This is a genomic window from Arthrobacter sp. SPT-J7 (assembly GCF_059089965.1).
The window spans coordinates 1-12,746 of sequence record NZ_JBNHFF010000085.1 but is presented as its reverse complement, the minus strand read 5'-3'; the positions used below and the strand labels follow the sequence as shown (position 1 = coordinate 12,746).

The window sequence follows — 12,746 nt, the reverse complement described above, 5'->3', positions numbered from 1 at the left end:
ACCGGACCACCCGACCGGGGCCCTGGCGTGCTGCCCGCCCCGCGCGCTGATCGGCAGAGGCGCGGGAGCAGGAAACGGTCACCAGCCCGCTCATGCCCCTGCCGGCGTCGCGCCGGGGTTCCCGGGTAAGCCCGGAATCGACGACCAGCCGGACCCCCGGCACAGTAAGGGAGGATTCGGCCAGATCGGTGGAGACAATGATCCTGGGGCTGCCGCCCTGCGTGCGGCCCGAAACTGCACGGTCCTGGTCCGCGGGGCCCACCTGGCCATGAAGCTCTATGACGTCGGCGGCCGGTCCCAGCCTGCTGCGAAGGCCCGCCGCCACCCGGGAGACCTCGCGCGCACCGGGAACAAAGACAAGGGCATCGGTGGAACTGTCCCCGCTGAGGGCACGGGTGAACTCCGCCGCGGCTGTAGCGGCAACATAATCAAGGTAGGCGGGCGCCACTCCCCTTCCGTCCAGGCGCGGCACTGCAGCAGGCCGCCACTCTGTTTCCAGCGGATGGAGCACCGAGGGGCAGTCCACGACGGGCGCGGGCACGTGCTCGTTGACGGCGAGCAAGGCGGCAAAGCGGGGTGCGTCCAGGGTTGCGGACATGGCGACGACGGTGAGGTCCTCCCGCAGCTCCCGCACCTCAGCGAGCATGCCCACGAGCAGGTCCGACTCAAGCCCACGTTCGTGGACCTCGTCCAGGACCACCGCGGCCACGCCGTCAAGGCCCGGGTCGGAGAGCAGGCGGCGCAGCAGGATGCCCGGCGTCACGAACTCGATGAGAGTTTCAGAACCGGCCCTTCTCTCTCCCCGGACTGAATAGCCAACCCGGGAGCCCAGCGGACTGCCATCTAGGACCGAGAGCCTTCGCGCGGCGGCGCGGGCAGCCACCCTGCGGGGCTGGGTGACAACCACGCGCCCGTCCCGCGCCGCTGAGTTCGCGAGGAGCGGCGGTACAAGGGTGGTTTTGCCGGTCCCCGGCGGCGCCTGCACGACGGCCGCGCGCGGGCCGCCGTCGCCGGTAATGGCTTCCGTCAGGGCCTGGGCTGAACTGGCGAAAGCCAGGCCTGCGCCGATGGCCGCAAGGTCGAATGGTTTGCCGGCAGTCTGTTGCTGCCTGGCTGGAGAGGTCATTCGTCCATTCTGCCCGGAAGTCCGGTCAGGGTTTCCCCTGCCCCTTGCCCTTGCCTTTGGCTTCCTTTGCAGGCTCGGGCAGTGACCGTTCGTCCTGCTGGACGGGAGCCGGCACCGGGGCGGGTGCCGGAACGATCACTGGCGGTGGTGCAACCTGCACGGGCTGCTGCGTCGGTTCCAGAGCCGCAGAGGGCTCCGCGGTAGCCGCCGCTGGTGCTGCGGCAGCCGAGACCGCTGCCATCTGTCCGCTGATTTCCGTCCGCACAGACTCCACGGCTGCCTCAATGCCGCGGTATCGCGACACGGAAATCAGGCCTTGGCTGGCGGCGTCGTCCAGGTCCTTCTCCAACGCCTCCAGCGCTGCAAGGGCGCCGTCCATTCGATTTTCTGATGCCGCCTGGCTGATGGTCAGCACCCTGATTTGCAGCCCCCGGAGGGTGCCTTCATCCGACTCCGCCGGACGCAGGAGCGGGGACGCGGCATATACCGCTGCCGCGACGGCGGCCAGTGCCAGCAGCGCGGCAACGCCGCGCCAGGTGCGGAAGTGGTTCCCGGGTCGGCTGCCTTCTTTGCCTCCACGCAGCGGCTGCGTATCAGGCGGCATGCCTGCCCCGCAGCGGTGCCATCGCCGGGGGCCTGGTAGGCAGGACGGTAACCGTGGCAATCCGGTTCGGTTCCGGTGCGGTGCCGGCTGCCTCCTTGCCTGCGGACCGGCCGGCCAGCAGCCGCCTGGTTGCAATCCGCAGCAGGATGGCGATGGAGTGACCCAAACCAAGCCCCAACAGCGCATGGCCCGCCAGATACTGGCCCCCGTTCCCGGCAGCGCCAAAGGGGGCACTGAGAGCCGCGGATGCACCGGCAAGGGTTGCCGCCAGCGCCGTGGCGGCAGAAAAAACTGTGCCCATGGCCCTACTCCTAACCTCAATTAATCAGCAAGCTTACTAGTATTGGTCAGCAAGCTTACTACCTGATCGCCGCGGCACAAGAACTCCACCCCCCACAGATCACTTACCGCCCGGGCTCCGGAAATCAACAGGAGCCGGGGTCAACGCGAGCTCTGGACACGTATAGTCAGCAGGCTTAGCATTTTTCCATCGGCTAGCTCTTCGGAGTTGCAATCACGAGCGAGCCTCCCGAGGGGCCACCCGAACCGGCCGCAGACACGGCACGGCAACATGGATGGAGGAAGAACATCATGGCAACGGCGCGGGAAATCATGACCGGGGGCGCGGAGTGCGTGGGCGAGAAGGAGACGCTGGAGGCCGCAGCCCGGAAAATGAAGGAACTCGATGTGGGGTCACTGCCGATCTGCGGTGAGGACAACAGGCTCAAGGGCATGCTGACGGACCGTGACATCGTCATCAAATGCCTCGCAGCGGGCGGGGATCCGCGTACGGCTACGGCTGGGGAATTTGGTGAAGGCAAACCGGTCACCATCGGTGCTGACGATTCGGTCGAAGAAGCCATCCGGACCATGCAGGACCATCAGGTGCGCAGGCTGCCCGTGATCGATGGCCACGACCTGGTGGGCGTTTTGAGCCAGGCCGACATTGCCCGCAATTACCCTGAAGACCGGGTGGGAGAGCTCGTCGCGTTCATTTCATTTTGATTGGCAATTACTGCGGGCAGGCGGGCGCCGCAACACCGCCCGCAGGCTCCATGCCTAGCTGGCCGCTTCGAGCAGCAGGCCAGCGGGCGTAATCCCGGTGTAGCGCCGTTGAGGAAAAGCAGCGGCTTGGCGGCCTGCCGCTACGACCAGGAAGCCCATGGCGTCGTCGTCTTCCTCGTCCCGCCAGGCCTCGACCTCGCCGGCTACCCCATTGTCGACATCTCCGACGAGCCGTTGGACGGCAACTCGGCGCAGTCCAGTGCCAGCATCGCCAGGGGCACCCTCAGCTCCTGGCCATGGCGCCGCGGACGCGGAGCGGGTACAACTTATTCATGATCTCGCCCCTGGTGCTCGGCCCCATGATGCGGTACGTGGATGAAACTTCAGCGAGCATCTGGGTGGAGACGCGCAGCGCCGGAGAAGTCACCGTCCGCGCCGAAGGGAAAGCCTGGACAGCCCGCACCTTCACTGTTCACGGCCACCACTACGCTTTGGTGGAGGTGACGGAACTGGAGCCGGGAACCGTCACTCCCTACACGCTCGAGGTCGACGGGACCCCGGTGTGGCCCAAACCGGAGTCCCACCTGCCGTCGTCGAAAATTTCTACCCTGGCTCCCGGCAGGCCCCTTCGGATGGCCTTTGGCTCCTGCCGCACCAGCGTGCCGCATGATGCCTCCGGTAACCGCAGCCACGGCGTGGACTCCCTGCGCGCCTACGCCCTCCAAATGGCTTCCGGTGACGGCACTCCCTGGCCGGACCTCGTGGCGTTCCTGGGTGACCAGGTCTACGCGGACTCCACCAGCAAGCACATGCAGGAGTTCATCCGTTCCAGGCGGAATATCAAGGAACCGCCCGGAAAGGAGCTCAAGGACTACGAGGAGTACGCCCACCTCTACTACCTTGCGTGGTCAGATCCGGCCAACCGGTGGCTGCTGTCCACCCTGCCCAGCGCCATGATCTTCGATGACCACGACATCCGCGACGACTGGAACGCCTCCCAGACGTGGAAGCAGGAGATGGCTGCCACCCCATGGTGGCACGAGCGGGTGGTTGCGGGGCTGGCTTCATACTGGGCCTACCAGCACCTGGGAAACCTGTCCCCTCAGGAACGTGAGCAGGATGTCCTGTGGCAGCGGGTGGTCCGGCACGCCGGTACCGACGAACCGGATCTCAGCGCGGAGCTGGACAAGCTTGTGGAACGCGCCGACAGCAATCCAGAGTCTTACCGGTGGAGCCTCTGCCGCGACTTCGGCGACACACGGCTTATTGTGCTGGACTCGCGCGCCGCCCGGGATCTGTCCCCGGACCGGCGGGCGCTGCTCGGTGACGCAGAAATGGCCTGGCTCGATGAGAACATGCGCGGCGGCTTCCGCCACTTGCTGATCGCCACGTCGCTGCCGTTCCTCCTGCCGATGGGCCTGCACCACGTGGAATCCTGGAACGAAGCCGTTTCCGGGGGGGCTTGGGGAAACCTGGCCGCCAAGGCGGCCGAAAAGCTGCGCCAGGCCCTCGACCTGGAACACTGGGCGGCTTTCCAGAAGAGCTTCCGGCAGGTGGCGATCATGGCCGCCGAAGTGGCCGACGGAAAACGCGGCAACGCTCCTGAGACAGTCATGTTCCTGTCAGGGGACGTCCACTTTTCCTATGTCTCGGAAGTCCAGCGGACAGAAGGCAGCAGGATTATCCAAGCCGTCTGCTCGCCCATCCGCAACCCGCTGCCGCGGCTGATGAGGTCTGTCACCGCCATCCTGTCCTACGGGATGGCCGAATCCGTGGGGGCCCTTGCCGCGCGCACTGCGAAGGTCCCGGACCCGCCGTACACTTGGTCAGGCATCAAGGGGCCATGGTTTGACAACAACCTGGCGTCCCTGGAGGTAACCTCCGAAGGCATGAACCTGTCCTGGCAAAAAGGGGTGGTGGAGGGCGGTGACCATCTGCACCCCCGGGTGGAGCAGGTTTCTTCCCTCACCATCACGCCCAGGAAGGTTGAGCAGCCCGCGCCCCAGGCGCCTTAACCCCGCTCGCGGCGCAGCGTCACCGGCCGGCCCCGGTAGCGGCCATATTGCCAGGTACGGGATCATGCCGCAGGTACTGGCGGCTGAAAGTGCCGGTCCCCGCCGTCAGGGCGCGCAGTTCCACCGCGTATTTCAGGAGTTCCTGGTCCGGCACTTCCGCCGTGATCTCTGTCCGATCCCCACCCGAGGACGTGGTGCCCGTCAGCCGGCCGCGGCGGGCGGAAAGGTCGCTCATCACCGTCCCCACGTGCTCGTCGGGGACGCTGATCACCACTGACGAAACAGGCTCCAGCAGTTGGATTTTGCCTGCTGCCGCTGCCTCGCGCAAGGCGAGGGCACCGGCTGCCTGGAAGGCGGCATCCGAGGAGTCGACGCTGTGCGCCTTGCCGCCCACCACGGTCACGCGCACATCTACGACCGGGAAACCGGAAGCAACACCTTTCTGCATCTGCGCCCGTACGCCCTTCTCGACGGAAGAAATATAAGTTCCGGGGATCACGCCGCCCACCGTTTTGTCGATGAACTCGAATCCAGCGCCCCTGGGCAGCGGCTCAACCTCGATGTCGCAGACGGCATATTGGCCGTGGCCGCCGGACTGTTTGACGTGGCGGCCGTGCCCGGCGGCGTGGCTTGAGAAGGTTTCCCGCAGGGGCGTCACGACGTCCACTGTGTGCAGCTTCACGCCCTGGTCCCGCAACCTGTCCAGCACCACTTCGGCGTGTGCCTCTCCCATGCACCAGAGGATCAGCTGGTGGGTCTCCGCATTCCGCTCCACCCGAAGGGTGGGGTCGCCCGCCGCCACTTTTCCCAGGCTGCGGGCCAGGGCGTCCTCGTCGCCGTGGGAATCGGCTTCGACGGCGACCGGCATCAACGGCTCGGGCATTTCCCAGGTGGCCAGCAACAGCGGCTGGTCCTTGGCCGAGATGGTATCCCCGGTCTCAGCGCTGCCCAGTTTGGCTACTGCGGCGATGTCGCCGGCGATACAAAAGGGCACCGGCCGGAGGTTGGCCCCGAGCGGTGAGTAGAGGTGGGTGAGTCGCTCGTCGGTGTCGTGGTCCTGGTGTCCGCGGTCCGCCAGCCCATGTCCGCTGACATGGACCGGGGTATCGCTGCGCAGGGTTCCGGAGAACACCCGGACCAGGCAGACACGGCCCAGGAAGGCGTCCACGGTGGTACGTACCACTTCTGCCGCCAGGGGTCCCTCGGGGTTGCAGGCAAGGGCACGGACCGGGGCTCCACTTAAGTCTGTTGCCCGTGGCAGGCTCCGTTCCGGCGGCGACGGAAACGCTTTGGTGAGGAGCTCCAGAAGCTCAGCCGTGCCCAGCCCGGTGAGCGCCGAGGCAGGCACCGCAGGAAAGAAGGAGCCGCGGGCGACAGCGGTTTCCAGGTCCGAGATGAGGACCTCGGCGTCGATGTCCTCCCCGCCCAGGTAACGGTCCATCAGCGTCTCATCTTCGCTTTCGGCAATGATCCCTTCGATGAGCTCGGCCCGCGCAGCATCCGCTGCGCCGATTTCCTGCGGCTCACCGGCACGGGCCGTGGCGCCGGACGTTTGGGGCGAATACTCGAAGACTGTGCCGGACAGCAGGCCGAGGAGGCCGGTGACGTCCCCGTCCGTAGGGACAGGGACATATAACGGAAGGACTGTGTCGCCGAACGCGGCGCGGCAGGCGGCGAGGACGCCGTCGTAATCAGCCCGGGGATGATCGAGCCGCGTGATGACCACGGCACGCGGCATCCCCAGGTACTGGCACTCCTGCCAGATCGCAGTGGTGCCCGCATCCACGCCATCAACAGCGGAGACGGCAAAAAGGACGGCGTCCGCGGCCCGAAGGCCGGCGCGGAGCTCCCCAATGAAGTCCGGATAGCCCGGGGTATCGAGGAGGTTGATCTTCATTCCGGCCACGGGCAGCGGGACCACTGACAGCGCCACGGATCGTTGCTGATGGATGGCGGCGGGATCGGAGTCGCTCACCGTGGTCCCGTCAACCACTGAGCCCTTCCTGGTGATCATCCCGTTAGCCTCGAGCAATGCCTCGACGAGGGTGGTTTTGCCTGCACCGGAACGGCCAACAAGCGCCACGTTTCGAACCAGGGCAGGGTCCCGCGGTGAGATGCCGGCAGCGCCGTTGCCCTGGCGCCCTTCCGGCCCACCGCGCCCTGCAGTACCTGCTGCGTCCTTGGTGCCTTTGACCGACATTGGAACCTCCTGGCGTCTTTGCCTGGTTGTTTTTACTTTTCCCGGGCCTTGCGGGTGGCAGCTTCGTTAGCCTTTTGCAGCGCTTTGACGAGTTCGTCCTTGTCCATTTTCGAGCGGCCGGCGATATCCAGCTCCCGGGCACGCTCCAGCAGGTGTTTCTTGGAGGCGTTGGCGTCCACGCCGCCAGCGGTGGGCTCGGCTGCGTCGAGTCCCCTTTCCGCGCGTTTGTCAGAGGGGCCGCGTTTCTCTTTCGGCTCCCAGTGGTCCCCCACCTTTTCGTAGCTGTGCTTCAGCGATGCGTAGGCGGCTCGGGCGGCACGGCGTTCGTCCTTGTCATAGGACTCCATGGCGGAGTCGTAGGTTTTGGCGAACGTGTCCTGCGCTTTCTGGTCCGAGCGTTGAAGGGTCGAGGGAAGCTCGTCTTTGCGGGCGTGGTCGTTCTTTCCGGTCTTCGGCATTGCACTCACCGCACTTTCGTCAGCAGGCTGATCGTCCCGGACACACCAAGCTTAGCCACGCCCCGGTTTGGTTGTCTGCTGCCGGTGCGGGCCGACTCCGCGTGGTGAACAGCATCAACCCTGCTTGGGCCAAAAATCAGGGTCGTAGCCGTAGAGGCGCGGGCGGCGGGGCTCTGCCTCGGGCGCTGCAGCGGGCGTCTCCGGCTGCTTGAACCACTGCAGCCACCCTAGCGGCCGGAAGGGAGCTCAACATGTCACTTTTGCTCAAAGAACAGGCAGTTTCTGACCGCCACTTCGCGGCAAGCGGGCCGCGCTACCAGGCCTCAGCGTGGCCGGGTCCGGTCCAGCGCGTCGAGGAGCCGCCTGGCCGATCCGCCAAGGTTCCATTCGGCGGCGAGCCTTTCGAGTTCGGCGCGTTCCTCCCCGGTGACGGGATGCAGCTTGGCGCCGGCTTCTTCGAGTGAGGGCAGGTCCAGATCCCGCACAAGCCGTACGACGGCGGGCGCGGCCACCAGGTAATCGGCGGCGGCTTCCAGCCTGGCACGCACGGGTGACGACAGTCCGCTCTGCGGGTCCGCTGCTGCTTCGAGGAGGTTTTCGAGGGTGCCGTACTTCAGGAGTAACGATGAGGCTGTCTTTTCGCCGATGCCGGCTACACCGGGGAGCCCGTCCGACGCGTCGCCGCGAAGGGTGGCGTAATCCGCGTACTGCTGCGGCAGCACGCGGTATTTTCCCACCACCGCCGCCTCGGTCATGACGTCCAGATTTTTCATGCCCCGCGCGGTGTAAATCACCCTGACCCGGCGGGCGTCATCGCAGACCTGGAAGAGATCGCGGTCCCCGGTGACCACGTCCACAGGGAGGTCGACGTGGCTGGCGTAGGTGCCCACAACGTCGTCGGCCTCGTGGTCAGCAGCCCCGACGATCGCGATTCCGGCCAGACCCAGCACGTGGCGGATCATGGGAAGCTGCACCTCGAGGGCGTTTGGCACGACCTCCACATCAGGGGAATCCGTAATGGCCTCCGCGACGCGGTGCGACTTGTAGGTGGGGAGGAGGTCCACGCGCCATTGCGGCCGCCAGTCGTCATCCCAGCACGCGATGAGGTGGGTGGCCCCGTAGTCCGTGGTCAGCCTCGCGATCATGTCCAGGAGACCCCGGACGGCGTTGACGGGCGTTCCGTCGGCGCGGCGGATGGAATCGGGCAGGCCGTAAAAGGCGCGAAAGTACAGGGAGGCGGTGTCCAGCAGCATAAGGCGGTCAGGCATACCCTGATCCTGACATGGAATGGGGGTGCCAGGGAGCGGCCCGGTGCCCCGCCACGCCGCTTGTCTCCTTCGGTGCACGCATTACTGGGCACCGGCTTAGCCCCGGGCTCTGGCACGGGAGCTTGAACAGGGTGAGAATGGCCTCGTGTTCCTTGCACGGAGGGGCCGGGCCAGCGAACCGATGAACGCCGCAGCCCGAAGGATCCAGCGCATCTACCTGACGTTGACGCTGGGCAATACGCTGGCGGCTTCGTTCATCTGGGGAGTCAACACTCTGTTCCTGCTGGACGCGGGCCTCAGCAATTTCGAGGCCTTCGCCGCCAACGCCTTCTTCACGGTCGGCATGGTAATTTTCGAGGTCCCCACCGGGGTGGTCGCCGACAGCTGGGGCCGCCGGGCGTCATTCCTGCTCGGCACCGTGACCCTGGCAGGGTCCACATACCTCTACTACCTGCTGTGGCAGTTCTCCGCCCCGTTCACCTGGTGGGCGGTCGTGTCCGTGCTGCTTGGCCTCGGCTTCACCTTCTTCTCCGGTGCGGTTGAGGCCTGGCTTGTTGATGCACTGCGCTACTCGGGGTATGAAGGTGGGCTGGAGGCGGTGTTCGGGCGCGGGCAGATGGTCTCGGGCGTGGCGATGCTCGCCGGTTCCGTGGCCGGTGGTGTGATCGCCCAGGCTACTGACCTGGGCGTGCCGTTCCTGGTGCGGGTGGGTGTGCTGCTGGCAATGTTCGCGGTCGCCTTTGGACTGATGCACGACGTCGGGTTCACCCCCGAGCGTTCATCGCACCCTTTGCGCGCGACGCGGGCAGTGCTGTCCGCCTCAATCGAGAATGGCCTGAAAATCCCGCCCGTACGGTACGTGATGCTGGCCGCCCCCTTCAGCGCCGGCGTCGGAATCTATGTTTTCTATGCCCTCCAGCCGTATTTGCTGGAGCTTTTTGGCGACCCACGCGCCTATTCCATTGCCGGGCTTGCTGCGGCCATCGTGGCGGGCGCGGAGGTGGTGGGCGGCTGGCTTGCTCCCTATGTCCGGCGCCTGTTCCGCAAGCGCACCTCCGTGTTGATCCTGAGCGGCAGCATCAGTGCTGTGATTCTCCTGATGCTCGGGTTTGCCCGAGTGTTCTGGGTTGCCCTGGTCCTGCTGACGCTGTGGGCAGTGATCGATTCCGCCGCCATGCCGGTACGGCAGGCGTACGTGAACGACATGATCCCGTCGAAGCAGCGTGCCACGGTGCTGAGCTTCGATTCGTTGATGGGATCCAGCGGCGGGGTTGTGGTGCAGCCGGTGCTCGGCAGGAGCGCCGACCTGTACGGCTATCCCGTGTCGCTGGCCCTGGCCGGGATCCTCCAAAGCCTTGCAGTTCCGTTCCTGGTTGCCAGCCGGCGGCAGGGCGCGGCGGCGGACGTGGCCAATGCGTCAACGGAGGAAGCGGATAAGGGGCCGGCCGAGGAGACCCGTCCCTGACTTTCCGCCGAGCAACTCCCGGATTGAGGATAATGGCGGAACAGTTATTCAGCGCGTGGGAAAGGTGCCACATGATTGAAATCCTGAGCTCCGCCGAACTGAGCCGGGCAAAGGAGGCAGGTGCCCTGGTCGCCCACATACTGCAGACGCTGAGGCGCCGCAGCACGGTAGGCACCAACCTTCTGGACATCGACCGGTGGGCCAAGGCCATGATCGTCGAGGCCGGAGCGCAGTCCTGCTACGTGGACTACGAACCGTCCTTCGGGCGCGGACCATTCGGGCACTACATCTGCACCGCCGTCAATGATGCCGTGCTCCACGGACTGCCACACGACTACACACTTGCCGACGGCGACCTGCTGACGCTCGACCTCGCCGTCTCCAAAGGCGGCGTCGCTGCAGACTCCGCCATCAGCTTCATCGTGGGCGAGGCCAAGCCCTTGGAGAGCGTGGCGATGATCGACGCGACCGAACGCGCGCTGCATGCAGGGATAGCCGCGGCCGGCCCCGGAGCCCGCATCGGTGACATCTCCCACGCCATAGGCTCCGTCCTCAGCGAGGCAGGCTACCCGGTCAACACCCAGTTCGGCGGCCATGGGATCGGGTCAACAATGCACCAGGACCCGCACGTGCCAAATACCGGACGGCCCGGTCGAGGTTACACGCTGCGACCCGGCCTGCTGCTGGCATTGGAACCCTGGGTCATGGCGGACACGGCTGAACTGGTCACCGATCCCGACGGCTGGACGCTTCGGAGCGCGACAGGGTGCCGGACGGCACACAGCGAGCACACAATCGCGATCACCAACGGCGGTGCCGAAATCCTCACGTTGCCCGACGAGGCGCTTTCGTGAGGCCGTAACTGGTCACATCCCCGACCAGAACATTCAGGACGCCCAGTCGGCGTCGCCGAAGGCACGTCCGCGGAAGTGCGCGCGCAGGTACTCCCCCACGACGGCGGCCCCGAGGCCCCCAAGATCGGGCGCGACAACCCTGCCGCCGACCCGCCGCACCATGCGCTGGACGAACCGCTCCAGGCTCGGGTCATCGCCGAGGCGGAAGAACGTCGCTTGCACGCCGGCACGCCCCAGGCGGTCGAGCTCCGCCACCGTGACGCGTATCGTTTCCGGGTCCGAAGGCCAGCAGAACCACGGCTCGCCCTCAGGCAGCAGATGCGCGGTTGGTTCGCCGTCGGTCACCACAAGGAGGACAGGCTGCATGGACGGGTGCCGGCGGAAGAATCGCTGGGCGAGCAGCAGTCCATGGTGCAAATTGGTTCCCTGCTCCCGGCGGACCGGCAGTGCCGTCAGCTCGCCGATGTCCATCGCCTGCGCGTACCGGCCGAACGTGATCAGTTCCAGTCGGTCCCCGCGGAAGCGCGTGGAGACGAGGTGGTGCAGGGCCAGCGCAGTGCGCTTCATTGGCACCCAGCGCCCCTCCGCGGCCATCGAGAACGACACATCAACGAGCAGGACGACGGCGGCCTGGGTCCTGGCTTCTGTTTCGCTGATTTCGATGTCGGCCGCGGTGAGGTGCAGTCCACGGACAGGGTTCCCGCCGTCGGCCGCGGTACGGCTGATGGCGTTGGTCAGTGTGCGCGTAACATCCCAGGGCTCCGCGTCCCCGAACTCCCACTGGCGGCTGGAGCCGGTCTGCTCCCCGGCGGCACCTGCCACCCGCGTGTCCCGCCGCCCCTGCCGGCCTGAAAGCTGCTTGGCGGTGTCCCGCAACAGGGACTTACCCAGCCTCCGCATCGCCTGCGGGGACAGCCGCAGGTTGCCATCGGCTCCCTTTCGCAGATAGCCGCCATCCTGCATGGCCCGCTCTATCGCGGTGATTGTGCGGGCGGTCACGACGGCATTCTGGCCGAGCTGGCGGGCGAGGGCGTCCAGATCCAGATCGCCGAGATTTGATCCGTTGTAGGACTGGGACAGCTGTTCGGCCAACCCGTCGAGTTCCGCGATGTCCTGGAGCACGCCGGTGCCGTCACCCAGGCCCAGGCCTTCCTGGCCCTCAAAGCGTTCGGACCCGGCCCAGTCCTCACCGGGGCGCAGGGCCCGCAGGCTGGAATCGAGCTGATCAAGCTGGGCCATCAGGTCCGGCGAGCCGAAGGCCTGGGCCGAGAGCCGCATGAGCTCATCCCGCTGTTCGGGAGACATGGATTGCAGGAGCCGCTGCGCCGCGGCGGCCCTCTTGGCAAGGGCATCAATCAACTCCTCCACGGACTGGGGGTTCTCCGGAAAAAATCCGCCATGCCTGGCCATGAACTCCTGGAAGTCCGCATGGGTGTCTTCGCCGCGCCGGTGCTTGTCCAGCAGCCCGTTGAGGTCCCGCAGCATGCTGTTCACTGCAGCCCGGTCCTCATCCGTCGCGTTCTCGAGCGCCTGCTTCATCCCGGCGAACCGCTGGTCCAGGACCTCACGGCCCAGCAGGTCCTTGATCCGCTCGTAGGACTCCCGGGCAGTGCTGGATTGCCAGTCATAGGAGGCCAGCTCGTTGACAGCGGCCGCCGTGGACTGGGGCAGGTTCTGCAGCTGCATCTCACGGAAGGCCCGGTCGTTGTTGTCCATTATGGCGTCCCGGGCCACCTGTTTGCGTTACTCCA

The 12,746-nt window shown here is 66.3% G+C and carries 11 protein-coding genes and 1 pseudogene; 5 read left to right on the top strand and 7 right to left on the bottom strand.

What is annotated here, in order from left to right; genetic code table 11:
- The 3 genes from AC5RWX_RS24155 to AC5RWX_RS24145 form a co-directional block, all read right to left on the bottom strand.
- On the bottom strand, positions 1 to 1,126 hold a 1,126-nt coding region (locus tag AC5RWX_RS24155), incomplete at its 3' end, for a helicase-related protein (protein WP_494098824.1).
- Between the two features lie 25 nt (positions 1,127 to 1,151).
- Positions 1,152 to 1,730: a hypothetical protein gene (locus tag AC5RWX_RS24150; RefSeq protein WP_494098823.1), complete on the bottom strand. Its 579-nt coding sequence runs from the start codon at positions 1,728 to 1,730 to the stop codon at positions 1,152 to 1,154.
- Entirely contained in the window at positions 1,720 to 2,031 is a 312-nt protein-coding gene (locus tag AC5RWX_RS24145) for a hypothetical protein (protein WP_494098822.1), read from the bottom strand. Before AC5RWX_RS24145 ends, AC5RWX_RS24150 begins: the two co-directional genes overlap by 11 nt.
- Positions 2,032 to 2,321: 290 nt before the next feature.
- On the opposite strand from AC5RWX_RS24145, the gene AC5RWX_RS24140 reads away from it, so the two are divergent.
- The 3 genes from AC5RWX_RS24140 to AC5RWX_RS24130 all read left to right on the top strand — a co-directional run bounded on the left by AC5RWX_RS24140 (position 2,322) and on the right by AC5RWX_RS24130 (position 4,750).
- Entirely contained in the window at positions 2,322 to 2,735 is a 414-nt protein-coding gene (locus AC5RWX_RS24140; RefSeq protein WP_458778680.1) for a CBS domain-containing protein, read from the top strand.
- A 126-nt stretch (positions 2,736 to 2,861) separates the two neighbouring features.
- Complete coding sequence (locus tag AC5RWX_RS24135) at positions 2,862 to 3,071, top strand: hypothetical protein (RefSeq protein ID WP_494098821.1); 210 nt, start codon at positions 2,862 to 2,864, stop codon at positions 3,069 to 3,071.
- Entirely contained in the window at positions 3,068 to 4,750 is a 1,683-nt protein-coding gene (locus AC5RWX_RS24130) for an alkaline phosphatase D family protein (RefSeq protein WP_494098820.1), read from the top strand. The genes AC5RWX_RS24135 and AC5RWX_RS24130 overlap by 4 nt, the downstream gene beginning before the upstream one ends.
- 19 nt (positions 4,751 to 4,769) lie before the next feature.
- Here AC5RWX_RS24130 and AC5RWX_RS24125 read toward each other — a convergent pair whose 3' ends face one another.
- From AC5RWX_RS24125 to AC5RWX_RS24115, 3 genes are all read right to left on the bottom strand, one after another.
- Positions 4,770 to 6,950, bottom strand: coding sequence for an elongation factor G-like protein EF-G2 (locus tag AC5RWX_RS24125; RefSeq protein ID WP_494098819.1), 2,181 nt, complete (start codon positions 6,948 to 6,950; stop codon positions 4,770 to 4,772).
- A 32-nt stretch (positions 6,951 to 6,982) separates the two neighbouring features.
- The gene (locus AC5RWX_RS24120) at positions 6,983 to 7,408 is read right to left on the bottom strand and encodes a ChaB family protein (RefSeq protein WP_494098826.1); all 426 of its coding nucleotides are present in this window, start codon (positions 7,406 to 7,408) and stop codon (positions 6,983 to 6,985) included.
- 323 nt (positions 7,409 to 7,731) lie between these two features.
- The gene (locus tag AC5RWX_RS24115; RefSeq protein WP_494098818.1) at positions 7,732 to 8,676 is read right to left on the bottom strand and encodes a 5'-3' exonuclease; all 945 of its coding nucleotides are present in this window, start codon (positions 8,674 to 8,676) and stop codon (positions 7,732 to 7,734) included.
- Between the two features lie 181 nt (positions 8,677 to 8,857).
- On the opposite strand from AC5RWX_RS24115, the gene AC5RWX_RS24110 reads away from it, so the two are divergent.
- Positions 8,858 to 10,141: an MFS transporter gene (locus AC5RWX_RS24110; protein ID WP_494098825.1), complete on the top strand. Its 1,284-nt coding sequence runs from the start codon at positions 8,858 to 8,860 to the stop codon at positions 10,139 to 10,141.
- 71 nt (positions 10,142 to 10,212) lie between these two features.
- The gene (map, locus tag AC5RWX_RS24105; RefSeq protein ID WP_494098817.1) at positions 10,213 to 10,995 is read left to right on the top strand and encodes a type I methionyl aminopeptidase; all 783 of its coding nucleotides are present in this window, start codon (positions 10,213 to 10,215) and stop codon (positions 10,993 to 10,995) included.
- A 33-nt stretch (positions 10,996 to 11,028) separates the two neighbouring features.
- On the opposite strand, the pseudogene AC5RWX_RS24100 reads toward map, so the two are convergent.
- Positions 11,029 to 12,738, bottom strand: a pseudogene (locus tag AC5RWX_RS24100) (vWA domain-containing protein); the annotation flags it as partial.
- Positions 12,739 to 12,746 lie beyond the last annotated feature (8 nt).